This is a genomic window from Microbacterium sp. 16-032, from assembly GCF_041079455.1.
In the GTDB taxonomy this organism is placed as follows: domain Bacteria; phylum Actinomycetota; class Actinomycetes; order Actinomycetales; family Microbacteriaceae; genus Microbacterium; species Microbacterium testaceum_A.
In genome coordinates this window covers 1-24,216 of the sequence record NZ_JBFYGQ010000008.1, presented here as the reverse complement: position 1 = coordinate 24,216, position 24,216 = coordinate 1, and the positions used below count along the sequence as shown (strand labels likewise).

At 70.7% G+C, this 24,216-nt stretch carries 23 protein-coding genes; 14 read left to right on the top strand and 9 right to left on the bottom strand.

The window, feature by feature from the left end; genetic code table 11:
• Window positions 1-11 precede the first annotated feature (11 nt).
• From AB6V31_RS15950 to AB6V31_RS15920, 7 genes are all read right to left on the bottom strand, one after another.
• A complete protein-coding gene (locus AB6V31_RS15950) occupies window positions 12-1,223 on the bottom strand; it encodes an ROK family protein (RefSeq protein WP_056225652.1) in 1,212 nt (403 codons plus the stop codon).
• Between the two features lie 116 nt (window positions 1,224-1,339).
• A complete protein-coding gene (mmsB, locus tag AB6V31_RS15945) occupies window positions 1,340-2,560 on the bottom strand; it encodes a multiple monosaccharide ABC transporter permease (RefSeq protein ID WP_369366828.1) in 1,221 nt (406 codons plus the stop codon).
• Between the two features lie 5 nt (window positions 2,561-2,565).
• Window positions 2,566-4,095, bottom strand: a complete 1,530-nt coding sequence (gene mmsA, locus AB6V31_RS15940) for a multiple monosaccharide ABC transporter ATP-binding protein (RefSeq protein ID WP_056225647.1) — start codon at window positions 4,093-4,095, stop codon at window positions 2,566-2,568.
• Window positions 4,096-4,227: 132 nt separating this feature from the next.
• On the bottom strand, window positions 4,228-5,349 hold the full coding sequence (gene chvE, locus AB6V31_RS15935; RefSeq protein ID WP_056225645.1) for a multiple monosaccharide ABC transporter substrate-binding protein: 1,122 nt from the start codon (window positions 5,347-5,349) through the stop codon (window positions 4,228-4,230).
• A gap of 261 nt (window positions 5,350-5,610) precedes the next feature.
• Window positions 5,611-7,140 carry a tripartite tricarboxylate transporter permease gene (locus tag AB6V31_RS15930; protein WP_369366826.1) on the bottom strand — a complete coding sequence of 510 codons (1,530 nt, stop codon included), beginning with the start codon at window positions 7,138-7,140 and terminating at the stop codon, window positions 5,611-5,613.
• A 1-nt stretch (window position 7,141) separates the two neighbouring features.
• Window positions 7,142-7,705, bottom strand: coding sequence for a tripartite tricarboxylate transporter TctB family protein (locus tag AB6V31_RS15925; protein ID WP_369366825.1), 564 nt, complete (start codon window positions 7,703-7,705; stop codon window positions 7,142-7,144).
• Window positions 7,705-8,766, bottom strand: a complete 1,062-nt coding sequence (locus AB6V31_RS15920) for a tripartite tricarboxylate transporter substrate binding protein (protein WP_369366823.1) — start codon at window positions 8,764-8,766, stop codon at window positions 7,705-7,707. The genes AB6V31_RS15925 and AB6V31_RS15920 overlap by 1 nt, the downstream gene beginning before the upstream one ends.
• A gap of 119 nt (window positions 8,767-8,885) precedes the next feature.
• Here AB6V31_RS15920 and AB6V31_RS15915 point away from each other — a divergent pair, with 119 nt between their 5' ends.
• A complete protein-coding gene (locus AB6V31_RS15915; RefSeq protein WP_369366822.1) occupies window positions 8,886-10,166 on the top strand; it encodes an ATP-binding protein in 1,281 nt (426 codons plus the stop codon).
• A complete protein-coding gene (locus AB6V31_RS15910; protein WP_056225635.1) occupies window positions 10,163-10,879 on the top strand; it encodes a response regulator in 717 nt (238 codons plus the stop codon). Before AB6V31_RS15915 ends, AB6V31_RS15910 begins: the two co-directional genes overlap by 4 nt.
• Window positions 10,880-10,886: 7 nt before the next feature.
• Here AB6V31_RS15910 and AB6V31_RS15905 read toward each other — a convergent pair whose 3' ends face one another.
• Window positions 10,887-11,456, bottom strand: a complete 570-nt coding sequence (locus tag AB6V31_RS15905; RefSeq protein ID WP_369366819.1) for an NTP transferase domain-containing protein — start codon at window positions 11,454-11,456, stop codon at window positions 10,887-10,889.
• Window positions 11,457-11,507: 51 nt separating this feature from the next.
• Here AB6V31_RS15905 and AB6V31_RS15900 point away from each other — a divergent pair, with 51 nt between their 5' ends.
• From AB6V31_RS15900 to AB6V31_RS15875, 6 genes are read left to right on the top strand one after another with little or no spacing between them, the layout of a single operon-like run.
• On the top strand, window positions 11,508-12,473 hold the full coding sequence (locus AB6V31_RS15900) for an XdhC family protein (RefSeq protein WP_056225632.1): 966 nt from the start codon (window positions 11,508-11,510) through the stop codon (window positions 12,471-12,473).
• On the top strand, window positions 12,470-13,768 hold the full coding sequence (locus tag AB6V31_RS15895; protein WP_369366817.1) for an amidohydrolase family protein: 1,299 nt from the start codon (window positions 12,470-12,472) through the stop codon (window positions 13,766-13,768). Before AB6V31_RS15900 ends, AB6V31_RS15895 begins: the two co-directional genes overlap by 4 nt.
• Window positions 13,765-14,388: a helix-turn-helix domain-containing protein gene (locus AB6V31_RS15890; RefSeq protein WP_369366815.1), complete on the top strand. Its 624-nt coding sequence runs from the start codon at window positions 13,765-13,767 to the stop codon at window positions 14,386-14,388. Before AB6V31_RS15895 ends, AB6V31_RS15890 begins: the two co-directional genes overlap by 4 nt.
• Window positions 14,385-15,332: a 2Fe-2S iron-sulfur cluster-binding protein gene (locus AB6V31_RS15885; RefSeq protein ID WP_369366812.1), complete on the top strand. Its 948-nt coding sequence runs from the start codon at window positions 14,385-14,387 to the stop codon at window positions 15,330-15,332. The genes AB6V31_RS15890 and AB6V31_RS15885 overlap by 4 nt, the downstream gene beginning before the upstream one ends.
• Before the next feature lie 57 nt (window positions 15,333-15,389).
• Window positions 15,390-15,653, top strand: coding sequence for a type II toxin-antitoxin system Phd/YefM family antitoxin (locus AB6V31_RS15880; RefSeq protein WP_369366811.1), 264 nt, complete (start codon window positions 15,390-15,392; stop codon window positions 15,651-15,653).
• On the top strand, window positions 15,650-15,907 hold the full coding sequence (locus AB6V31_RS15875; protein WP_056225615.1) for a type II toxin-antitoxin system RelE/ParE family toxin: 258 nt from the start codon (window positions 15,650-15,652) through the stop codon (window positions 15,905-15,907). The genes AB6V31_RS15880 and AB6V31_RS15875 overlap by 4 nt, the downstream gene beginning before the upstream one ends.
• Window positions 15,908-15,913: 6 nt before the next feature.
• Here AB6V31_RS15875 and AB6V31_RS15870 read toward each other — a convergent pair whose 3' ends face one another.
• Window positions 15,914-17,173 (bottom strand): MFS transporter, encoded by a 1,260-nt coding sequence (locus AB6V31_RS15870; RefSeq protein WP_369366808.1) that lies wholly within the window; start codon window positions 17,171-17,173, stop codon window positions 15,914-15,916.
• A gap of 382 nt (window positions 17,174-17,555) precedes the next feature.
• Between AB6V31_RS15870 and AB6V31_RS15865 the strand changes: the two genes are divergently transcribed.
• The 6 genes from AB6V31_RS15865 to AB6V31_RS15840 all read left to right on the top strand — a co-directional run bounded on the left by AB6V31_RS15865 (window position 17,556) and on the right by AB6V31_RS15840 (window position 24,137).
• Window positions 17,556-18,806 carry an amidohydrolase family protein gene (locus AB6V31_RS15865; RefSeq protein ID WP_056228177.1) on the top strand — a complete coding sequence of 417 codons (1,251 nt, stop codon included), beginning with the start codon at window positions 17,556-17,558 and terminating at the stop codon, window positions 18,804-18,806.
• 27 nt (window positions 18,807-18,833) lie between these two features.
• Window positions 18,834-19,610: an ABC transporter ATP-binding protein gene (locus AB6V31_RS15860; RefSeq protein ID WP_200914124.1), complete on the top strand. Its 777-nt coding sequence runs from the start codon at window positions 18,834-18,836 to the stop codon at window positions 19,608-19,610.
• The gene (locus AB6V31_RS15855) at window positions 19,607-20,497 is read left to right on the top strand and encodes an ABC transporter permease (protein WP_369366807.1); all 891 of its coding nucleotides are present in this window, start codon (window positions 19,607-19,609) and stop codon (window positions 20,495-20,497) included. Before AB6V31_RS15860 ends, AB6V31_RS15855 begins: the two co-directional genes overlap by 4 nt.
• A 122-nt stretch (window positions 20,498-20,619) precedes the next feature.
• On the top strand, window positions 20,620-21,795 hold the full coding sequence (locus AB6V31_RS15850) for an ABC transporter substrate-binding protein (protein WP_369366806.1): 1,176 nt from the start codon (window positions 20,620-20,622) through the stop codon (window positions 21,793-21,795).
• A gap of 234 nt (window positions 21,796-22,029) precedes the next feature.
• Window positions 22,030-23,361, top strand: a complete 1,332-nt coding sequence (locus tag AB6V31_RS15845; RefSeq protein WP_369366804.1) for an FAD-binding oxidoreductase — start codon at window positions 22,030-22,032, stop codon at window positions 23,359-23,361.
• Window positions 23,358-24,137, top strand: coding sequence for a creatininase family protein (locus AB6V31_RS15840; RefSeq protein WP_369366802.1), 780 nt, complete (start codon window positions 23,358-23,360; stop codon window positions 24,135-24,137). Before AB6V31_RS15845 ends, AB6V31_RS15840 begins: the two co-directional genes overlap by 4 nt.
• Window positions 24,138-24,216: the final 79 nt, after the last annotated feature.

The window sequence follows — 24,216 nt, the reverse complement described above, 5'->3', positions numbered from 1 at the left end:
GGGGCGCCGCGTCAGCCGCGGAAGCCGGCGGGGTTCGCCAGCAGGTCGGCGAACGCGAGCTCGGCCGGGCCCACGAGCATGAGGCGCGAGCGCAGATGCGCCCTCTCGAGGCGGATCGTGCGCCCCTCGGCACCGAGCGGGTGCACGCGCACCGCGTCGGCGAGGCGCTCACGACTCACCGACAGCAGGGCTCCGAGATAGCCCGAGAGCACCACGGTCTCGGGCGCGAAGGCGTTGACGAAGTTCGTCAGGGCGAGCGAGAGCATCTCGACCTGGCGGGTCACCTCGGTCATGACCCGGGGGTTGCGGGCGACGCCGAGCTCGACGTCGAGTTCGTCCTCGTCGAGCTTGCGCCGACCCAGGAGCGGTTCGATCAGGTCGAGGCTGACCTCGGCCTCGAGACACCCGCGCCGCCCGCACACGCACGGCCGGCCGCGGGGATCGACGACGGTGTGGCCGAGCTCGCCGGCGTAGCCCGACGTCCCGCGCAGGAGCGTGCCGTCGATGATCAGTCCCCCGCCGATGCTGTGCATCGCGCCGCCGAGGTACAGCAGGTTGCCGACGCCGACCCCCACGCCGAACCGCGACTCCGCGAGAGCGCCGATGCTGGCGTCGTTGCCCGCGGCCACCGGCATCCCGAGCTCATCGCTCAAGCGCGCGGCGACGGGATCGCGCTTCCAGCCGAGGGTCGGCGAGACGAGGACGGAACCGTTGGCGTTGACGAGACCGGGGACCGCGAGGCCCGCCCCGACCACGCGGTAGTGCCGATCGATGTCGGCGCGCATCGCCTCGACGGACGAGGCGACGATCTGCACGAAACGCTTCGGCGACGGGGCGGTCGCGGTGTCGTGGCGGAGCCGCGCGTGGACCACCCCGCCGAGACCCACGAGAGCCACCGTGACCGCGTGCGGTTCGGCGCGGACGCTGAGCGCGGCCACGTGGTCTTCGGGCTCGAGGTCGAGGGTGGGGCGACCGACCTTGCCCGTGCGCTCCCCGCTCGGCGCTTCGCGGACGAGGCCGAGCTCGGTCAGCTCCATCACGAGACCCGTGACGGTGGAGCGGTTCAGTCCCGTCGTCGCGCCCAATTGCGCGCGCGAGAGGGCACCCCGGGAGTGGAGGAGCGACAGGACGGACGAGAGGTTCTGCTGACGGATCAGATCGTTCGTCGTACGGCCAGCCGGCGGCGCGAGCGGGGTTGCGGGCTCGAACACGGCAGGGGTCATGAGAGGCGCACCTCCCCCATCATCGCATCACGACGCGGTGGGGCCGAAAGCGGGGATCGCGGGTGAAACAGCAGAGCGGATGGGGAGCGGGCCCCGGGGCCGCGCTCCCCATCCGATCACGCACCGCCGTTGCGGCGCTTGTTGAAGATGTCGAACGCGACCGCCAGGAGCAGCACGATGCCCTTGATGGCCATCTGCCAGGCGGCATCGACACTGAGGATCGACAGACCCATGTTCAGCACGCCCATGACCAGACCACCGACGACCGCGCCGACGACGGTTCCGATGCCACCCTGGACCGCCGCACCGCCGATGAACACCGCCGCGATGGCATCCAGCTCGTAGTTCTGACCGGCCGAGGCCACCGCGCCACCGGCGCGGGCCGTGCTGACCACGGCGGCGAGACCGGCGAGAGCACCCATGTTGACGAAGATGAAGAAGTTGACCCACTTCGTCTTCACGCCGCTCATCACGGCCGCGAAGAGGTTGCCGCCCATGGCGTAGATGTGACGACCGAACGTCGTGCGGTTCAGCACGAACGTGTAGGCCAGCACGAGCACCGCGAGGATGATCAGCACGATCGGCGTGCCGTTGTACGCGGCGATCGTGAACGCGGTGGCCATGATCGCGATGACCGCGACGAGGTTCTTGGCCCAGAACGACCAGGCGACCTCGCGCGGCAGCTCGAGGCGGCGCAGCGTTGCGCGGGTGCGCAGCTGCTGCACGACCAGCAGCACGCTGGCGACGGCACCGAGCGCGAGCGTCAGGGCGTCCCAGTTGCCGAGGTAGCCGAGGAACGGCGGCAGCCAGCCCGCGCCGATCGCGGTGAAGCCGTCGGGCAGACCGCTGATGGTGCCGCCGGTGAGCAGAACGAGGGTGAGACCGCGGAACAGCAGCATGCCCGCCAGCGTCACGATGAACGCGGGTATGCCGACGAAGGCGACCCAGAAGCCCTGCCAGGCACCGACCACGGCGCCGACGACGAGCGACAGCAGGACCGCCACGTACCAGGGCAGACCCCACTGGTTCATGGCGATCGCCGCGATCGCGCCCACCATCGCCACCACCGAACCGACCGACAGGTCGATGTGTCCGGCGATGATGACCATGACCATGCCGATCGCGAGGATCAGCACGTACGCGTTCTGCTGGATGAGGTTGTTGACGTTTCCGGGCATCAACAGGCGACCGCCGGTGAGCACCTGGAACAGCACGATGATGATGACGAGGGCGGCGAGGATGCCGAACTGCCGGAAGTTGATGCGCGACAGGATGCCGCGACGTCGCGGCCCCGGCTGGGTCGGCGCCTCGACCGTCTGGGTGGATGCGGTGGCCATTGCTGTCAATTCCTTCCGGCGGTCATGTGCCGCATGAGGTTCTCCTGCGTGGCGTCGTCACGGCTGACCTCGGCCGTGATGCGTCCCTCGGAGATCGTGTAGATGCGGTCGGAGAGGCCGATGACCTCGGGCAGCTCCGACGAGATGACGATGACGGCCTTACCCTGGGCCGCGAGTTCGTTGATGATGCCGTAGATCTCGTACTTCGCCCCCACGTCGATGCCGCGGGTCGGCTCGTCGAGGATCAGTACGTCGGGTCCGGTGAACATCCACTTCGACAGGACGACCTTCTGCTGGTTGCCCCCGGACAGTCGCCCGGTGATCGCGGCGACGCTGGGCGCCTTGATGTTCATCTTGTAGCGGTACGAGTCGGCGACCTTGTACTCGCGGTAGCGGTCGACCACGCCCAGCCGCGCGAGACGGGCGAGGGCGGACGCCGAGACGTTGACCTGGATGTCGCCGATGAGGTTCAGACCGTACTTCTTGCGGTCCTCGGTCGCGTACGCGATGCCGTGCTTGATGGCGGCGTCGACGGTGCGGACGTCGATCTGCTGCCCGTTCTTGTAGACCTCGCCCGAGATGCCGGTGCCGTACATGCGGCCGAAGATGCTCATCGCGAGCTCGGTACGACCGGCGCCCATGAGGCCGGCGAAGCCGACGATCTCGCCGGCGCGCACCATGAACGAGGCGTCGTCGATGACCACGCGCTCGGTGTCGACGGGGTGATGCACGGTCCAGTTCTCGACGCGGAAGAGCTCGTCGCCGATGTCGGGTTCGCGCGGCGGGAAGAGGCTGTTCAGATCGCGACCGACCATGGCGCGGATGATGCGCCCTTCGTCGGTGTCGGCGTCGGAGCGGTGCATCGTCTCGATCGTGCGACCGTCGCGGATGATCGTGATGCGGTCCGAGATGCGCAGCACCTCTTTGAGCTTGTGGCTGATGATGATGCAGGTGATGCCCTGGGTGCGCAGCTGGTCGATGAGGTCGAGCAGGTGGGCGGAGTCGTCGTCGTTCAGCGCGGCGGTGGGCTCGTCGAGGATGAGGAGCTTGACCTCTTTCGCGAGGGCCTTGGCGATCTCGACGAGCTGCTGCTTGCCGACACCGAGCTCGAAGATCTTCGTCGCGGGGTTCTCACGCAGGCCCACCCGCTTGAGCAGCTCGGCTGCCGCGGTGTTGGTGGCGTTCCAGTCGATGACGCCGCGACGCGACTTCTCGTTGCCCAGGAAGATGTTCTCGGCGATCGAGAGGTACGGGCTCAGCGCCAACTCCTGGTGGATGATGACGATGCCGGCGGCCTCGCTGTCGTTGATCGAGCGGAACGCCATCTGCTCGCCCTCGAGGGTGATGCTGCCCTCGAAGCTCCCGGCGGGATAGACGCCGCTGAGGACCTTCATCAAGGTCGACTTGCCGGCGCCGTTCTCGCCGCAGATCGCGTGGACCTCGCCGCGGTAGACGTCGATCGACACGTCGGCCAGAGCGGGAACCCCGTTGAACGACTTCGAGATCCCCGACATGCGCAGGATCGGTTCGGTCATGTGTGCTTGTCCCTCCGCCGCCCGCCGGGCGGCATTGTGGCTCCGCCGCCCGCCGGGCGGCACTTCGGCTCAGCCGCCCGGGGCGGCACGTGGAGCGGCGGGGCGGGCGAACCCGCCCCGCCGCAGGGTGAATCAGAGTCCGACGTCGGACGCCTTCAGGAAGCCCGAGTCGATGAGCTTCGACTGCACGTCGTCCTTGGTGACCACCTCGGGGGTCAGCAGGTACGAGGGGACGACCTTCTTGCCGTTGTCGTAGGTCTTCGTGTCGTTGACCTCGACGTCCTTGCCGTCCTTGATCTCCTGGATCATCGTGAAGACGCGGTCGCCGAGGGCACGGGTGTCCTTCCAGACCGTCATCGCCTGGGCGCCGTCGAGGATCGCCTTGACGTTGGCCTTGTCGGCATCCTGACCCGTGATGATCGGGTAGTCGGCGCCGGGGGTGTAGCCGGCCGACTTCAGCGACGCCTCGATACCGATGGCGAGGCTGTCGTTGGGCGAGAGCACCACGTTGACCTTCTTACCGTCGCCGTAGAACGACGAGAGGCGGTTGTCCATCTCGGACTGCGCCTTGTCGGACGCCCAGCCCTGGATGCCGATCGACGCCCATGCGTCGTCGTTGGCGGGCGACTTGCCGCTGGGGACGACCAGCTTGCCGCTGTCGACGTAGGGCTTGAGCACGTCCCAGGCGCCGGCGAAGAAGAACTTCGCGTTGTTGTCGTCGGGGCTGCCGGCGAAGGGCTCGAGGTTGAAGGGGCCCTTGCCGTCCTTCAGGCCGAGCTGCGACTCGATGTACTGACCCTGCAGCGTGCCGACCTTGTAGTTGTCGAACGTGGCGTAGTAGTCGACGTTCTCACTGCCGTTGATGAGGCGGTCGTAGGCGATGACCTTGGCGTTCTGTGCCTTGGCCTCCTGCAGCACCGGGCCGAGCGTCGAGCCGTCGATCGCGGCGATGACGAGGATCTTCGCGCCACCCGAGATCTGGTTCTGGATCTGGCTGATCTGCTGGTCGGTCTTGTTGTCGGCGTACTGCAGGTCGACGGTGCACCCGGCATCCTGGAGCTTCTTCTGCAGCTGCTCGCCGTCGTTGATCCAGCGCTCGAGGCTGCGGGTGGGCATCGCGATGCCGACGTTGCACTCGGTCGAGCCACCGCCCGCGGCGTCTCCACCGCCGTCTGCCGGACGCGTGGAGCTGCACGCCCCGAGACCGACGGCGAGTGCGGCGATGGCCGCACCGGTCAGGATTTTCTTCAGCATGTGATCTGCGTTCCTCTCTGAACAGCAGGGATCCTCGGATCCGTACCCGCGCCCTCCCCGGCGTCGGATCGGGTACGTCTTCGTTCCCGGCACTCTGGTCCGTCGAATTATGACGGCTCCGAAAAAATATCCACCCGAGGGGGTTTTGTCTATAGCCGCGTCAAAATTGCGCACACCGTGACCGGAGCGTGATTTTCCGCCCCCGGACGCACGAGAACGGGCGGGCCGCCGAAGCGCCCCGCCCGTCACCGATCCCGGCGATCAGACCCCGACGGTCTCTTTCTGCGTCGTGTTCGCCCGGCGACGCGCCACCACGCGATTGCGCCCGGCCGCGACCAGCACCACGAGCAGCACCGCGTAGATGGCGATGACGATCGGCCCCTGGAAGAGCGTCGTCAGGTCGCCGTTGGCACTCATCGCGGCATCGCGCAGGCTGGTCTCGGCCAGCGGCCCGAGCACCATGCCGATGATGAGCGGCGCCAGCGGGTAGTCGTGCGCCCGCATCACGAAGCCGAGCAGACCGACCGCGAGCAGCAGCACGAGATCGAACGTCGCACCCGAGGTGGCGTAGATGCCGAGCCCGCAGAACACCGCGATCGCGGCGTACAGGTACGGGCGCGGGATGACCAGGAGCTTGGCCCACAGCATCGCGAACGGCAGGTTGAGGATCAGCAGCACGACCATCGCGATGAAGAAGCTCGCGATGAGCGCCCAGACCAGATCGGGTGCCCGCTCGAACAGCAGGGGTCCGGGCTGCAGACCGTACTGGCGGAAGGCGGCGAGCATGATGGCCGCCGTCGCCGACACCGGGAGCCCCAGCGCCAGGAGCGACCCCATCGCCATGCCCGTGGTCGAGTTGCCCGCGGCCTCGGGGGCGGCGAGGCCCCGGATGGCGCCGGTGCCGAAGCGCGGCTTCTTGCGCCGCCCGTCGAGGCGCTTCTCGATGCCGTAGGCGAGGAACGTGGGGATCTCGGAGCCGCCGGCGGGGATCACGCCGAACGGCAGACCGATCGCCGTTCCGCGGAGCCACGCCGGGGTGGCCTCGGCGAACTCGCGGCGGGTCAGCCACGGTCGGCCGGTCGGCCGGATCATCTGCTTGTTGCTGATGTGCCGCTCCAGGCACGCGACGTAGATGACCTCGCCGAGGGCCAGGATGCCGACGGTCACGGTGATCAACGAGATGCCGTCGAACAGGTTGGGCGAGTCCATCGTGAAGCGCGGGGCGCCGGTGACGCCGTCGATGCCGATCACCGCGATGCCGAGCCCCAGCAGCAGGGACGCGAGGCCCTTGCCGGCGTTGTCGGTCACGACCGACGAGGTCGCCGCGAACGCGAAGATCGCGAGCGCGAAGAACTCCGCCGGTCCGAAGCTGCTCGACAGCCCCGCGAGCACGGGCGCGAAGAACACCAGCAAGATGGCGGCGATGATGCCGCCGATGAAGGCGCCGATCGCCGCGGTGGCGAGCGCCTGCGCGGCGCGTCCGTTGAGCGCCATCTTGTGGCCCTCGAAGGTCGACGCGATCGCCGAGGCCTGGCCGGGCGTATTCAGCAGGATGCCGGTGATCGAGTCGCCGAACAGCCCGCCGAAGTAGACGCCCGAGAACATGATAAACGCGGCGGTCGGGTCGAGCGAGAAGGTCACCGGCAGAAGCAGTGCGACCGCCATCGAGGAGCCGAGGCCGGGCATGACGCCGACCGCGGTTCCGAGCACGCAGCCCACGAGCACCCAGATGAGGTTCTGGGGGGTCAGGGCACCGGCGAATCCGTCGCCGAGGAGAACGAGAACGTCCATGTCAGAAGGCCCATCCGAGGATTCCGGAGGGCAGGGACAGACCCAACCCCATGTCGAAGGCGATGTAGCTGAGCGAGCTGATGGTCAGCCCGACCAGGAGGGCGAACAGCACCTTGCGCTGGCCGAACCCGCGGGCGATGCCCGTGAACAGCAGGGCGGCGGCGATGATCCAGCCCAGGATGCCGAGCAGGAACGCGAACGCGAGGAACGAGCCCGCGACCCAGGCGAACGAGCGCCAGTCGACGCCGACCGCGCGCTCGCCGGCCTCCTCCTCTTCGACCGAGGGGGTGACCAGCGCCGCGCGCACCGCCTGGATGCCGAGGATGATGGCGAACGCGGAGAGCCCTACCGCGATGATGCCGGGGAAGAACTGCGGGCCCGGGAAGGCCGCGCTCGGCGGCACCTTCATCACGACGATGCCGTACACGAGGTACGTCGCGAAGGCGGCGAGGATCGCGGGCATGATGAGCGCCTTCGCGATGCCGCGGGGGCCGCTCCCCCGCTGGAACCGCAGGCGGTTGCCGACGGTCGCCGAGACGGAGGTGGGGTTGTTGCTCGACGGCATCACAGGCCCATCTCCTCGTACAGGCGCTCGATGCGCTCGCGCTCGTCGGCGAGGAACACGTCGAGCTCGTCGCCGGTGATGACGCGCTCGGTCCAGTGGTAACGGGCGCGGGCGTCGGCCCACTCGGGCGTCGCGATCGAGTCGAGGACGAGCTCGGTCAGCCCGTCGACCTGCTCGTCGTCGAGCCCGCTCGGGGCGGCCAGCATGCGCCAGTTGGTCAGGCCCACCTGGTAGCCCTGGTCGACCGCCGTGGGGATGTCGATGCCCTCGATGGGGTCGGACGCGACCAGGGCGAGGGCGCGCAGGCGCCCCGACTCGATCTGGTCGATGTTGTCGGGGTAGCCGCCCGCCGCCGCCCGGGCGGTGCCGTTGAGCAGGGCCTGGATGGCCTCGCCGCCACCGTCGGACGAGATGTAGGTCATGTCGACCGGCGCGATGCCCGCGGCGAGCGCGAGCTCGGCCACGACGAGCTGGTCGAACGAGCCGCCGCCGGTCCACGGCAGGGCGCGGGGGTCCTGCTTCCAGTCCTGCACGAGGTCGTCGAGGCTCTGGTAGGGCGAGTCGGCCGGGACGACGATGACGTCGTACTCCTCGACCATGACGGCCAGCGGAGTGACGTCGTCGAGGGTCGCGGCCGAGTTGAACTGCACGGTCGCGGCGAGGAGCCCCGTGCCGCCGACCAGGAGGTTTCCGGCCTGCCCGTTGAGCACCGAGACGTTGCCGAGGGCGATGGTGCCGCCGGCGCCGGGCATGTTGACCACCTGCACGTTGTTGACCAGGCCGTTGGCCTTCTGCGCCTGCTGCAGCTCGCGGGCGACGCCGTCCCAGCCGCCGCCGGCGGCGGCGGGCGCGATGATCGTCATCGACGCGTGGATGTCGTCGCCGGCGGATGCCGAGGTGATCGACCCGTACGAGGCGACGGCGATCGCGGTTACGGCGACCGCTCCCCCCGCGAGGCGGCCGATCCAACGGCGCCGCGGCCGGTCGACCGGTGCGCTGTCGGTCCGGGCACTGCCGGCCGGCGGATGGTCGGGGACAGATGAAGGCGTAGGCTCCGTCATCACAGCTCCTCCTCGCGGACGTCGTCGTTCCGCGGAATGTGAAGACGCTCCCAGGAGGGGTGGCACGGCGCAGCCCCCGCGCGCTTTGTGCTCATATTGCGTGCGACAGGAAGCCCACCATGCGCGAGTACTCCCCGGCGCTCACCCCGCGAGCGGTGAGGCGCGTGCTCGTGGTACTGCCGAGCGTCATCGTTCTGTTCGCCGTGGGGCTGACCACCGTGATCGCCGCCTCGGTGCAGGAGCGCCGCATCCGCGACGACACCGTCGAGCGCGTGTACGACGTGGCCTCCGGGCTCGCCGAGCTCGACGACGTGCGCCTGGCCGCGGCATCCGTGTCCCGCGCCGGAACGGCGGATGATCTCGCGGATGCCGGAGACCTCTCGCCCGCGACGGCGGTGCTGCAACCGCTGGCCGATCTCGTCGAGCGCACGACCGGGGTGTTCTACGTCGTCATCACCGACGACGAGGGCGTGCGCATCACCCACCCCGAGGTCACGCAACGCGGCGTGCTCGTCGAGACCGCCAACGCGAGCGTGCTGGCGGGGACGCCGTTCGTCGGCATCGAGACGGGACCCTCGGGCAGCACGGTGCGCGCGAAGGTCCCCATCAGCTCCGACGGCACGATCGTCGGCATGGTCGCGGTGGGGGTGCTCGAATCGCGCATGCTGGCGGACCGCGACGAGGCCCTCGGTGCCCTGCTGCCCTGGGCGCTGGGGGCGCTCGTGGTCGGCACCCTGTCGTCGTCGCTGCTGGCCGCCGCGATCGAACGGCGCTTCCGGCAGGCCGACGCGCTCGCGGCGGAGCAGGAGCAGAGCACCCGGACGATGGCGGCCCTGCGCGAGCAGGCGCACGAGTTCGGCACGCGGCTGCACGTGCTGCACGGTCTGGTCTCGCACGGAGACACGCGCGACGCACTGGCCTACATCGCCGACGCCGCCCCGACGCTCACCGCCCGCCCGGCCTCGGACACCCGGCTCGGCCCGTCGGTGGTGGGAGCGAGTCTCGAGGCGCTGCGCGCGGAGGTCGCCGCCCTCGGGGCGCACCTCGAGGTGCAGGTCGACCGCGACCTGCCCGTCGATGAGACGGTGCTGGTCGTCCTCGCCAACCTGTGTCGCAACGCCGCCGAGGCGGGTGCCTCGCGCGTGCGCTGCACGCTCTCACAGATCGGCGACCGGCTGCACGGAGCGGTCGACGACGACGGTCCGGGGCTCGATGCGAACGACGTCGAGCGCGCGTTCTCGGTGGGCCACTCCTCGAAGCCCGACGTCACCGGCACCGGGCGCGGACTCGGACTCGGGCTCGTCCGTCGCGCCGTCGCCGAGCGCGGGGGCGAGGTCACCGTCAGCCGATCGGCGTGGGGCGGCGCGAGCTTCTCGTTCGAGATGGCGGTGCCGCGATGACCGACGATCCGGTGCGGGTGCTCGTCGTCGACGACGACGGCGCGGCGCGCGCGCTGCACGGCCGCTTCGTCGACGAGACACCGGGCTTCCGGGTGATCGGCTCGGCGGCGACCGGGATCGCGGCCGTCGAACGCGCGCGACAGGACGTCGACCTGGTGCTGCTCGACATGCGGCTGCCCGACATCAGCGGGGTCGAGGTGCTGCACCGCCTGCGGACGCTGGGGGCCGAGGGGCTCGACGTGCTCGTCATCAGCTCGTCGCAGGACCAGGTGACCGTGCGGCAGGCGCTCGCTGCACACGTCGTGGGCTACCTCGTGAAGCCGTTCACGCAGGAGATGCTGCAGCGTCGCCTCGACACGTACCGCCGCGAGCGGCAGGCGCGCGCCGAGGCCGACCGCGATCGCGCTCTGACGCAGGGCGACATCGATCGCCTGCTCGGCACGGGCACGGTGCGCGTGCCCGAACGCTCGTCTCCGGCGCCGCTGCCGAAGGGCCTCGCCCAGGTCACCCTCGACCGGGTCCGGGCGAGTCTCGACCCGGTCGCCTTCGTCTCGGCATCCGACGTCGCCTCCGCCTGCGGCCTGTCGCGGGCCACGGCTCAGCGCTACCTCGAGCACCTGGTGTCGACAGGGGTCATCGACCTCGCGCACCGGTACGGCGCCCGCGGGCGCCCGCGCATCCTCTACCGACTGGCCCCGTCGCCGCCCGGCTGAGCCCGCGTCAGCGCGTGTCGCGGTCGGTTCCCGACCAGAGGTCGCCGCACTCCACGAGGTCGGCCTCCTGCGCGATGAGGTACGGGCGGGCCCCGATGTCACCCGTCACCGCCGCTGAGATCCCCGCCCAGTGCGCGCGACCGAGCAGCACCGGGTGACCGGGCGCGCCGTCGTAGGTGGCCTGCGCGAGGGCGCCGGGTTCCGATCGGCGCGCGAGGCGGGCGACGGCTGTCGCCGGGACGTCGGGGGTGTCGACGGGCAGCACCACGACGGCGTCGGAGGACCCGGATGCCACGACCTCGAGCCCTGCGCGCAGCGATGCGGCCACGCCGGTGGCCCACTCGTCGACGCGCACGATCGCCGTACCCGCCGGGACGAGACCCGCGGCCTCGTCGAAGCCGGCGCCGAGCGCGACCGCGACGTCGCGGCATCCCCCCTCCCGCAGGGCCCGAACGGCGAGGGCGAGCCACGGGGTGCCGGCGGAGGTGCGCGCGAGGGCCTTGGGCCCCCCGAACCGACGCCCCGCGCCCGCGGCCAGCACGAGTCCCGACACGGTTCCGGGAAGTGCGGCGGGCATGGTCACGACAGCGTAGCGTGCGCGAAACACGCCCCGATTACGGTCGCATCCATGCTCGAACTGGCCGCCGACCTGGTGCCGCTGATCGACGCGGGCGTACCCGTGGCGGCCGTCACCGTCACGGCCGTCGTGCGCAGCGCCCCCCGCGGCGTGGGAGCGACGCTCGCCGTCACGCGGGACGCGCGGGTGATCGGATCGATCTCGGGTGGCTGCGTCGAGAGCGACGCGGTCATGCTCGGTCTCGACGCGCTGCGCACCGGGACCGTGCGCCGAGCGCGCTTCGGCTTCGGCGACGACGACGCGATCGCGCCGATCGCCGCCGGGCTCGCGTGCGGCGGAGCCGTCGACGTCGTCGCCTACCGGGTCGACGCCGCGCACCGCGACGCGCTGATCGCGGCGCGAGACGGTCGCGAGGCGTCGCTGCGCCTCGAGCTCGACGGCGAGCCGCTGGTGCTCCACCGCCCCGCTCCCCCGCGGCTGATCATCCTCGGCGCCGGCGAGCACGCCGCGGCCCTGTGCCGAGTGGGCGCGGCGGCCGGCTTCGCGGTGACCGTATGCGACGACTGGGCGCTGCTCGTGACACGGGACCGCTTCCCCGACGCCACCGACCTTGTCGTCGGAGCACCCCACGAGGTCCTCGCCGCTCTCCCCGCCCCCGACGAACGGACGGCGGTGTGCGTCCTCACCCACGACGAACGCCTCGACGTCCCCGCGATCCGCGTGGCGCTGCGCCTGCCGGTGGGCTTCGTCGGTGCCATGGGAGCCCGAGCCACCGTCTCGCGCCGCGCCGCCCTGCTCCGCGCCGCCGGAGTGACGGATGCCGAGCTCTCCCGCCTCCACTCCCCCCTGGGGCTCGACCTGGGTGGACGCTCCCCCGAAGAGACGGCCCTGTCGGTGATCGCCGAGATCGTGGCATCCCGGAACGCGGCCGACGCCCGCCCGCTCCGCGACGCCGGCGAACGCCGCCTGCACGCGATCGCGGGCGGCAGCGCGTCCTGCGCGGTGAGGAGCGCGTGAGCGTCGTCGTCGTCCGCGGAGCGGTCGCCGTCGTGGAGGGACCCGGTCGCGTGCGCACGGGCGACGTCGTCCTCGTCGACGGGATGGTCGTCGAGGCAGCGGACACGACGGATGCCGAGATCATCGACGCCACCGGCTGCGTCGTCACACCGGGTCTGGTCAACGCCCACCATCACCTCCTGCAGACGGCGTTCCGGACGTTGCCGGGAACCCGCGGCATCCCGATGCGCGACTGGCTCCCGGCCATGGCCGGGGCCTACGCCGAGGCGCGAGTCGATCCCGAACTGACCGGGCTCGCCGCCCGCGCCGGCCTCGCCGAAGCGCTGCTGAGCGGGGTGACCACCGTCGCCGACCACCACCTGACCTGGCCCGCCGAGGCCGACGGCGTCGGGATGGCCCGAGCGGCGGCTCGCGCTGCGACCGACCTCGGCGCCCGCCTGGTGTTCGTGCGAGGAGCGGCGCGCGACGACCCGCAGACCGCGGCCGCGTCGGCGGAGGCGATCGTCTCGGCCCTCGTCCCCGGCCGCCCCGGCGGGATCTCGGCCGACGGCATGCTCCAGGTCGCCGTGGGCCCGGCCGGTGTGCACAGCGACCCCCGCGAGACCTTCACCCTGCTCGGCGAGGTCGCTCAGCGCCACGGGCTCCGTCGGCGCACGCAGGCCAACGAGGTCGTCGACGTCGAGATCGCCCTCGAGCGCTACGGCAGGCGTCCCCTCGATCTGCTCGACGAGTGGGGCTGGCTCGCCCCGGACGTCACCCTCGCCCACCTGTGCGACATCTCGGACGACGAGGTCGCCCGGGTCGCGGCATCCGGAGCCTCCGCCACCCATGCGCCCGGCTGCGACGTGCCCATGGGGTGGGGGGTCGCGCCGGTACGGCGTCTCCTCGACGACGGCGTCGCCGTCGGACTCGGGACGAGCGGAGGGGGCAGCAACGATGCGGGGCACCTGCTCGCCGACGCGCGCCTGGCGATGCAGGTGTCGGCCCTCGTCGGTCCGCAGCTCGCGGCATCCGACGTCCTGACCATGGCCAGCGCGGGCTCGGCCAACGGGCTCGGGCGACCCGAGCTCGGCCGCCTCGTCGCGGGCTCGGCCGCAGACCTCTGCGTGTGGGACGTGTCGGGTGTCGCCGACGCCGGCGTAGCCGATCCGGTCGCGGGGCTGCTCTGGGCGGCACCCGGTCGTCGCCCCCGCACGGTCGTCGTCGGTGGACGCACGGTCGTCGACGACGGGCGACTCGTGCGCGCCGACGAGCGCGAGATCGTCGGCTCACTGTTCGAGAGGGTGGGACGATGACGACCATGGCTCCCGTGATGGACACCCCGAGCAGCGACGAACGCCTGGGCGCGCACCTGCGCGGTCTGCGCAAGGCGCGCGGACTCACCCTCACCCAGCTCGCCGAGGCGGCGACCCTGTCGCACCCCTTCCTCAGCCAGTTGGAGCGGGGCCTGGCCCGGCCCAGCATGGCCAGCCTGGAACGGCTCGCCCGGGCGCTCGGGACCAGCCGCGTCGAGCTGCTCGCGGGATCGGAGCCGCCGCGCGCCGACCACGACGCCGAACCCTCGTTCGTCGCCGCCGACGAGGGCGTCATCGGACCGTACGCCGAGGGCACCGCCCGGCTCCTCGCCGAGGGCCCGCGCCGTTTCGAACCCCTCGAGTTCACCGGATCGAACGCCGCGGCCGGCGACCACTACGTGCACGACGAAGACGAGTTCCTCACGGTCCTCGAGGGGTCGATCGTCATCTCGTTCGGCGGGCTCGGCGAGCGCACTCTGCGCGTCGGCGACTCGGTCTACTGCCGCTCGGGCACCCCGCACCGCTGGCACTCGCCCGACGGTTCGACGTACCGACTGCTCATCGTGAAAGAGCTCGTGCACGGCGGGGCCGACGACCTGATCGAACAGGAGAACACGTGAGCGCAGGCGTCACCTTCGAAGCCGTCGTGCGCCGGCGGCGCGATGCCGCGGAGGGTGTCGTCGTCCTCGATCTCGAGCGGTCGACCGGCGCCCTGCCGCACTGGTCGCCCGGGGCGCACGTCGACGTCGTCCTGCCCGGCGGGATCGAACGGCAGTACTCGTTGTGCGGCTCGCCGACCGAGCGCGGCACCTGGCGGATCGGCGTCCTGCGGGAGCGCGAGGGATCGGTCTGGCTGCACGAGAACGCCCACGTCGGGTCGGCCCTGCGCGTGCGCGGGCCCGCCAACCACTTCCTGTTCGCCCCCACCGCGGGGCGCTCGTACGTCTTCGTCGCGGGAGGCATCGGCATCACCCCGATCGTGCCGATGATCGAGGCCGCCGAGGCCGCGGGCGCCGAGTGGACCCTGCTCTACGTCGGGCGGTCGCGTTCCACCATGGCCTTCGTCGACGAGCTCGAGGCGCAGTACGGCCCGCGGGTCGAGGTGTACGCCGCGGACGAGGGCCGCCGCCTCGACCTCGCCGCCCGTTTCAAGACGCCCGTGACACGAACCGTCGTGTACGCGTGCGGACCCGCGCGCCTTCTCGAGGGACTGGATGCCGCGATGTCGGGCTGGCCCCGCGGGAGTCTCCACGTCGAGCGGTTCGAGGCGAAGGTGCTCGGCCCTCCCGTGTGGCAGCAACCGTTCGAGGTCGACCTCATGATGTCGGGACTGACGGTGACGGTGCCGCCCGAGCGGTCGGTGCTCGACGTCATCGAGGAGCAGGGCATCGTCGTCCCCTCGAGCTGCCGCGTGGGCACCTGCGGCACGTGCGAGGTCGCCGTGATCGACGGCGACATCGAGCACCGCGATTCGGTGCTCTCCCCCGAGGAGCAGGATGCCAACCGCTCGATGATGCCGTGCGTCTCGCGCGCCGCCTGCCCGCGGATCACGCTCGAGCTGTAGGCGCTCGCGAGTGAGTACATTCTGTACAATTTGCACATTCGAGACTATGCTGTCGTCATGAGTCGGATCGCCGTGACAGACGCCCGCGCCCGCCTGTCGGCGATCATCGACGACGCCCGTGACGAGCCGGTCTACCTCACTCGTCACAACCGTCCCGTCGCCGCGATCGTCGACGCGGCTCAGTTGGAGCAACTGCTCGAGGACGCCGAAGAACTGGCCGACATCCGGGCCGTGGACGCCGCGTGGGACGAGACGGACCGGCTCGCCGAGACTCCCGTTCCCTGGGATGAGGTCAAACGCGACCTCGGCCTTCTCCCGTGACGTATCGGATCGACGTCCTCCCCGCCGCTGTCCGCGCAATCCGGAAACTGCCACCCGAGGCGAAGCGGCGCATCCAGGCCGTCATCGACGTCTTGGCCGAAGAGCCCCGGCCGCCCGCGGCGAAGAAGTTGACCGCGCGGCCGGAATGGCGAGTGCGAACAGGTGACTATCGGGTGCTGTACCGGATCGAAGACGAGGTGCTGACGATCGTGGTCGTCCACGCCGGTCATCGCCGAGACGTTTACGAGAAGTAGCCACCCTCAGCATCCACCCGCCTCGTTCTCGTCGCCTGACGCCCGCCCCGCGGAGGCCGCGACCGGAGGGGCCCAGACGGCGGCGACCACGAGCGGAACGGCGAGCAGCAGCCAGGCCGCGGCCGGAACCGCGGTCCAGCCGAGCAGCGCGCCGACCGCGACGTTGCCGATGAGCACGGCCACGCCGCCGCACGTCGAGAGCAGACCGAAGAACGATCCGGTCGGCAGCATCGCGGCGAACCGCGGGACGAGTCCCTGCGCCGTGGGGTTGGTCGTCAGATGGCCGACGACGACGAGCCCCGCGGCGACGAACACGGCCATCACGCGCCCCGAGGCGTCGAGCGGAACGACGACACTCGCGGCGACCACGACGAATCCCGCGGACGAGAGCCCGTACCCCGCCCGCAGAGCACGGGCCGCGCCCACGCGGTGGCACCAGCGCGACACCGGCAACTGCAGCACGAGCGTGAGCGCCGAGACCCACGCGAACATCGCCGCGACCACGCCCGGGCCCGCGTCGGCACGCGCGAGCTGGAGGGGAAGCGCGAGGTAGAGCTGATTGAAGGCCAGCAGGTCCGCCGCGTGCAGGGCCGAAAAGGCCACGAACCGTCGGTCGCGGAGCGACCACCACCGTCCGTGGATCCCCCGCTCCGTCGCCGCGGGCGTCCGACGCGGCAGAGCGAGGGCGAGGACCACGGCGATCAGCACGAAGAGGGCGGCCCCGGCCAGAGCCACCACCACGAACCCCCACCCGAGCAGAGCGGCTCCCAGCAGCGGGCCGAGCACGGCCCCGAACTCACCCGCGACGCTCAGCCACGCGAACAGCGAGGCGCGGGACCTCGCACCCGCGGGGGCGCGGCGCTGCTCGGCATCCGCCACGAGGATGTTGACCCCCGGCGAGAAGAGAGCGCCGCCGAGACCCGTGAGTACGGTCCCCCCGATGAAGAGGGCGAGCTGCGGGGCCGGCGCGAGCAGTGACAGGGCGAGCGTGGCGAAGCCGAGCACGCGCACGGCACACCCGGCGAGGATCGTCCGCCGCGCACCGAAGCGGTCGGCGAGCACCCCGCCGACCAGGAACATGCCCTGCTGCGCGAAGGTGCGCACCCCCAGGATCAGCCCGATCGCGGCGGCGGTCAGCCCGAAGTCATCGGTGAGCACGAGCGCGAGGAACGGGACGACGGCGAAGAAGCCCACGTTGAACAGCAGCTGGGTTCCCAGCAGCACCGGCGTGCGGGCGGCACGGGGCGGGGCGGGAATGACGGGCACGGCGATCTCCGGGGGTGGGGGCGGTGACCGCCCGGACGATCCTGCCATCCCGTCCCTCCCGCTCGCGAACGCGGGACGGCGGCGGTGGTCGCGGTGCGGGCGACGGCGGCGGCGACGAGAACAGGCTGATCGAGCGAAAACAGCCTGTCGTCGTGGCATCCCCTGTTCTCGTCGCACCCGACACGACGGATGCCGCAGCCTGTCCGACAACTTTGTCGAGAGGGTCACGCGGGGGAAATACAGCGGAAACGCGCGGTTCCTAGCATCGGAACATCGCCGGATGTTGGTCACACCAACACTGACGCCGCCGCCTCGAGCGGCTCGCCCCGCTGCTGTGGCTCCCGTCTCGACGCCTGTCTTCTCGACTCCTCCGGAGGCCCTCGTGTCTGCCGCTCCACCCGTCTCGATCGCCGCACTGCGCGGCGTGCGCCTGGCCTCGGGCGCCCTCGTCGACATCGCGATCGACGGCGACGAGGTGCTCGCCGTGGTGCCGGCCGGCAGCCCCCTCCCCGAGACCGACGGAGACATCCTCGACCTCGACGGGTACGTCGTCACGGCCGCGGGAGCGGAACCGCACGCGCACCTCGACAAATCCCAGTCCTGGGATGCCATCGACCCCCCGTTCGGCGACCTCGAGCGCGCCATCGAGAGCTGGCACGCCTTCGCCCTGACCCTCGACGAGGACGACACCCTCGAGCGGGCGCGCGCCACGGCATCGCGGATGCTGGCATCGGGCATCACCGCGATTCGGACGCACGTCGATCTGCTGCGCGGAGAAGACGCGCTGACCGGCGTGCGCGCCCTCGTCCGCTTGCGCGCCGAGCTCGACGGGATCATGGACCTCGAACTCGTCGCCCTCGGCGGACCGACCGTAGCCGACGAGGTCTTCGACGCCGCGCTGGACGCGGGAGTCGACCTGGTGGGCGGAGCTCCGCACCTCGCCGAGGACCCGATCGCCGACCTCGAACGACTCATCGCCCTGGCTCGCCGCCGCGACGTCGGGCTCGACCTGCACACCGACGAGAGCCTCGCCGGAGCCGACACCCTCGCCGCCTACGCGAGCGCGGTCACCGGGTGGCATCGCCCTCGCACCGCGGGGCACTGCGTGCGCCTGAGCATGATGCCCGCGACCGACCTCGAACCCCTCGCGGCCGCCGTCAGAGCCGCCGACATCGGCATCATCGCCCTCCCCATCACGAACCTCTACCTCCAGGGCTGGGGCGCCGACCACGCCACCCCTCGCGGTATCGCTCCGATCCGCCGCCTCAAAGACGCGGGAGTGCGCGTCGCGGCCGGCGCCGACAACGTGCGCGACCCGTTCAACCCCGTCGGACGGTGCGACCACCTCGAGACCGCCTCCCTGCTGGTCAGCGCCGGTCACCTCGCCCCCGCGGACGCCCTCGACGCCGTGACCGTCGGCGCCCGAGACGTGATGAACCTCCCCTTCGCCGGACCCGTCGCCGGCGCCCGTGCCGACCTCGTCGCGGTGAAGGCCGACTCGCTCGGCGACACCGTGGCCTTCGCCAGCGCCGACCGCGTGGTGCTGCACCGGGGTCGGCTCGTGAGCCGCACCACCGTATCGACCCGAACCGCCGTCCCCACCCCGACCGCCGCGCCCGCGACGGCCTCCTGACCACCCGAACGGAAAGCGAGCGCCCCCGTGACCTTGGCCTCTCCCGCTCCCGCAGACGTCGCGGCATCCACCGCCCCGCTGCTGGACTTCCGCAACGTCGCCATGACGTTCCCCAACGGCACCACCGCCCTCTCCGGCGTCGACCTCACCGTCCAGCGCGGCGAGTTCGTCAGCGTCGTCGGCCCCTCCGGCTGCGGCAAGTCGACCCTGCTGCGCATCGCCTCCGGCCTCGAGACGGCGAGCGAAGGCACCGCCACCGTCGCCACCGACCGCATCGGCTACGTCTTCCAGGACGCGACCCTGCTGCCGTGGCGCGATGTGCGCTCCAACGTCGAGCTGCTCGCCGAGCTCAACTGGCAGCCCAAGCGCGTCCGCGCGCCGAAAGCGCAGTGGGCGATCGACCTCGTCGGCCTCAACGGCTTCGAGAAGCACCTGCCCAAGCAGATGTCGGGCGGCATGAAGATGCGCACCTCGCTCGCCCGCTCCCTGACGCTCGACCCCGAACTGTTCCTCTTCGACGAGCCGTTCGGCGCGCTCGACGAGATCACCCGCGAACGCCTGAACGACGAACTGCTGAAGATCTTCGTCGCGCAGAAGTTCGGGGGGCTGTTCATCACCCACTCGGTCTCCGAGGCCGTCTACCTCTCCACCAAGGTCGTCGTGATGTCGGGCCGCCCCGGTCACCTCGTCGACACCTTCGAGGTCCCCTTCGACATGCCCCGCGATCCCGAGATCCGCTACACCGGCGAATTCGCGAAGCTCGTCGGCGAGGTCTCCCACGCCCTCCGGGAAGGACACTCATGAGCACCACCTCCGCAGAGCCCGTCGTCTCCGACACGGCCGAGTACTCGGCATCCGTTCCCCCCGTCGAGCCGCCCCGCCCCCGCGTGGCGAAGACCCGACGCGGGTTCGGGGCCCGGGCAGCGCTCCTGGGCCCGCCCCTCGGCGTCCTCGTCGTGCTGCTGGGCATCTGGTACGCGATCTCGCTCACCCTGAGCGCCTCGGGCAAGGGCTTCCTCATGCCCATGCCGCACGAGATGTTCACCTCGGGCTTCTTCGACCCGCAGGTGAGCAGCGACATCTGGGTCGCCCTGTTCCGCACCACGGGTGTCGCCCTCGCCGGCCTCGGCATCGCGATGATCATCGGCATCGGATGGGCCATCGCGATGTCGCTCGCCCGGTGGGTCGAGCGCTCCACGTACGCCTACGCGGTGGTGCTCCAGTGCATCCCGATCCTCGCGCTCGTGCCCCTGGTGGGCTTCTGGTTCGGCTATGAATTCCTCGCCCGCGTGATCGTCTGCGTCCTGATCGCCCTGTTCCCGATGGTCTCGAACACGCTCTTCGGTCTGCAGTCGGTCGACAAGTCGCAGCGCGAACTCTTCCGCCTGCAGAAGGCCGACAAGTGGACGGTGCTCACCAAGCTCACCCTCCCGGCCGCGCTCCCCTCGATCTTCGTCGGCATGCGCACCTCCGCGGGACTGTCGGTCATCGGCGCGATCGTCGGCGACTACTTCTTCCGCCGCGGCGAGCCGGGCATCGGCTCGCTCATCGCCAACTACCAGTCGCGCCTGCAGAGCGCCGAACTGTTCGCGGCGATCCTGGCCGCCTGCCTGCTGGGAGTTGCGATCTTCGCCTTCTTCGGCTGGTTGTCGAAGGTGGCCGTCGGTCGCTGGTACGACAGCACCCTCTGACCAGACCCTCCCACCTCCGGATGCCACGCCCTCCGCTCGCGCCACAGCGCGGGTGGCGGCATCCGGCGTACCCGAAACACCCCGCACCCGAGAGCTCCACCCGTCACAGAAAGCGAACCAGCATGCAGCGCTCCACCCTTCTTCGCGGCACCGCCGTCACCGGCGCCGTCGCGATCGCCCTCACGCTCAGCTCCTGCGCCGGCAGCGCCGCGGAGACCGCTCCCTCGACCGACCTGAAGATCGGCTCCGTCGACCTCTCGGCCGACTGCCCCTCGACGGTCGTCATCCAGACCGACTGGAACCCCGAGGCCGAACACGGTCACCTCTACGAGATGATCAAGGACGACTACACGATCGACGCCAACACCAAGGCGGTCACCGGGCCGCTGATGTCGGACGGCGAGTACACGGGCGTGAACCTCGAGATCCGCGCGGGCGGCCCCGCGATCGGCTTCCAGACGGTCTCGGCGCAGATGTACCAGGACGACAAGATCACCCTCGGCTACGTCAGCACCGACGAGGCGATCCAGCTCTCGGGAACCACGCCCACCAAGGCCGTCTTCGCCCCGCTGGACATCAGCCCGACCATGGTCATGTGGGACCCGGCGACCTACCCCGACGTCAAGACCATCCAGGACGTCAAGCCCGCCCTCGAGAAGAACAAGGGCGTGTGGCGCTACTTCGACGGCTCGGCCTACATCGAGTACCTCAAGAGCTCCGGCCTCGCGTCGTCGGACGTGCTCGACGGTTCGTACGACGGCACCCCGTCGAACTTCGTCGCCGCCGGCGGCAAGGACATGCAGCAGGGCTTCGCCTCGGCCGAGCCGTACGTCTACCAGAACGAGGTCTCGGCCTGGGGCAAGCCGGTGAAGTTCGCCCTCATCCACGACTCCGGATGGCAGACCTACCAGTCGTCGGTGTCGGTCAAGGCGGACAAGTTCGACGAGCTCTCGCCGTGCCTGTCGAAGCTGGTCCCCGTGCTGCAGAGGGCCGGCGTCGCGTACTACAAGGACCCGAAGGCCGCGAACGACCTGATCCTCAAGCTCGTCGACGAGTACGCCACCGGCTGGACCTACACGCAGGGCGTGGCGGACTACTCCGACAAGACGCAGGTCGACCTGGGCCTGGTCGGCAACGGCCCCGACTCGACCTACGGCAACTTCGACGACAGCCGCTTCTCGGACTTCTTCACCAAGGCGAGCAAGGTCTACACCGACCTGGGCACCCCGCCCGCGTCGGGCTACACCCCGGCCGACCTCTACACGAACGAGTTCATCGACAAGAGCATCTCGTTCTGACCGACCGGCCCGGTCCGCCTCGTGCGGGCCGGGCCGCTGGGGGCGGTCCGGCCGCACCCGCGCCCCGAAACCCGGTCACCGCTCCGTCGCGTACACAACGCAGGAGATCCGCTGCCCCGCGCCGACTGACACGCGAAATCGGGCCATCCGGTCGGAGCACTCCTGCGTTGTGCACCGCTGCTCGGCGCCCCCAGCGGCACCCACCCCCGCCCGTTCCACCCGGAGACACACCCCATGAGCGACACCGCCACCCGCGTCCTCTCCCTCGAGGACGAACTGCTCGACCTGCTCGGCCCCGCCGCTGTCAGCACCGAACCGCGCGTGCGCGAACGCGCCAGCGTCGACGGCTCGCCGATGTCGCCGATCATCGCCGCGAAGCTCCCGCTGGGCCTGGCCGACCTCGTCGTCTTCGCCGCGGATGCCGAGCAGATCGCCACGGCCGTCGCAGCGGCATCCCGTCACGGTGTTCCGATCACGGTGCGCGGCAAGGGCACCGGCAACTACGGACAGGGCATTCCGATGCAGGGCGGCCTCGTCGTCGACACCACGCGGGCCAAGGCGATCGTCGAGGTCGGCGACGGCTTCATCACCGCCGAGGCCGGCACCCCGATGGTCATGCTCGAGCAGGCCGCGTGGGCGAGCGGCCAGGCGCTGTGGATGTATCCCTCGACCGCGCAGTCGACGATCGGCGGCTTCCTCTCCGGCGGATCCGGGGGCACCGGATCGATCGAGCACGGCTCGAACGACCGCGGTTTCGTCGCCGCCCTCGACGTCGTGCACGCCGACGGCAGCGCCGAGATCCTCCACGTCGAGGGCGACGAGGCCCAGAAGTACGTGCACAATTACGGCACCGCGGGCGTCATCGTCCGCGCCACGGTCCGCCTCGAGCCGCTGCGCGAGTGGCGCGGCCTCTGGGCGAGCTTCCCCGACTTCGCCGGGACCCTCTCCGTCGTGCAGACGATCGGCAACCTCACCCCCACCCCGCGCCTGGTTTCGGGCGACGGCGTCGAGATCTCGGCGGCCCTTCCCGCCGACGAGGCGATCCCCGAGGAGCGCTCGAGCCTGCGCGCGATCATCGACGCCTCGCTCATCGACGAGGTCACCGCCATCATCGAGGGTGCCGGAGGTCGCGTCGAAGCGGTGCGCGAGGGCCCGCAGGCGAGCATCCGCCTGTCGATGCTCAGCTACAACCACCCGATCGAGTGGTACCAGAAGAGCCAGGCGCACGAGGTGTTCCACCTCGAGGTCGCGGGCGCCCCGCTGGCCGACGACATCGAAGCCGTCGAGTCGGTGTTCGCGGGCGGCAAGCTCCACATCGAGTCGACGGAGGCCTTCCCGATCGGCATGCTCGCCGCGCCGTACGTGAGCGAAGAGGACGTGTACCGCGGCATCGCCGAGCTCAACGCGATCGGTGTCGGCGTGCACAACCCGCACCAGTGGAACGTCGACTTCAACGTCGAGCAGACCGCCGAGACCGCCGCCGTCACCGACCCGAACGGTCTGTTGAACCCCGGAAAGCTCAACCCCGACTACACCGGAGCGCGCAAGGGAGCGATCATCTCATGACCCGTCTGCTGGCCGAACTGAGCGGCCCCGCGGCCGCCGAGGCCCTCACCGAGACCTCCATCGTCGTGCTGCCCACCGGCGCGATCGAGCACCATGGACCCCACCTCCCCTTGGCGACGGATGCCATCGTCGCCGAGGCCTCCGCAACGGCCGCCGTCGCGCGCGCCGCCGCGCAGGGCCTCGACGTGTGGCAGCTGCCGACCCTGTCGATCACGAAGTCCGACGAGCACTCGTGGGCGCCGGGAACCCTGTGGCTGACCCCCGAGACGATGATGCAGACGATCGTCGACATCGGCCGGTCGCTCTTGACCACCCGGGCCCGCACCCTCGTGTTCCTCAACGGCCACGGCGGAAACGTCGCGCTGCTCAACGTCGCCAACCGCGAGCTGCGGCGCCGCTTCGGGCTGCGCACGTTCTTCATGCCCGCGGCCCGCGTGCCCTCGTTCGACGGCACCGACGGCGGACCCGATGAGCACGGCACCGGCATCCACGCCGGCCACGGTGAGACAAGCATGATCATGCACCTGCGCCCCGAGCTGGTGGACCCGACGAAGTTCGAGGCCACGGTGCCGGCGCACATCGGCGACTTCCGCCACATCGGCTTCAACGGCAAACCCGTGACCTTCGGGTGGCTCTCGAACGACTTCGGCCCCACCGGCGTGCTCGGCGACCCGACCGGAGCGAACGCCGCGCACGGCGCGCAGCTGTTCGAGGACAGCGTGTCGTTCGTCGTCGAAGCGCTCGAGGAGATCAGCCGATTCGACTACACCGCGTGAGTCGCTCGGGGCGGGCACAACTCCTGCATACCTGGCGGTTTCGCGAGCCGTACGGCTCGATCGGCCCGTTCTGCAGGAG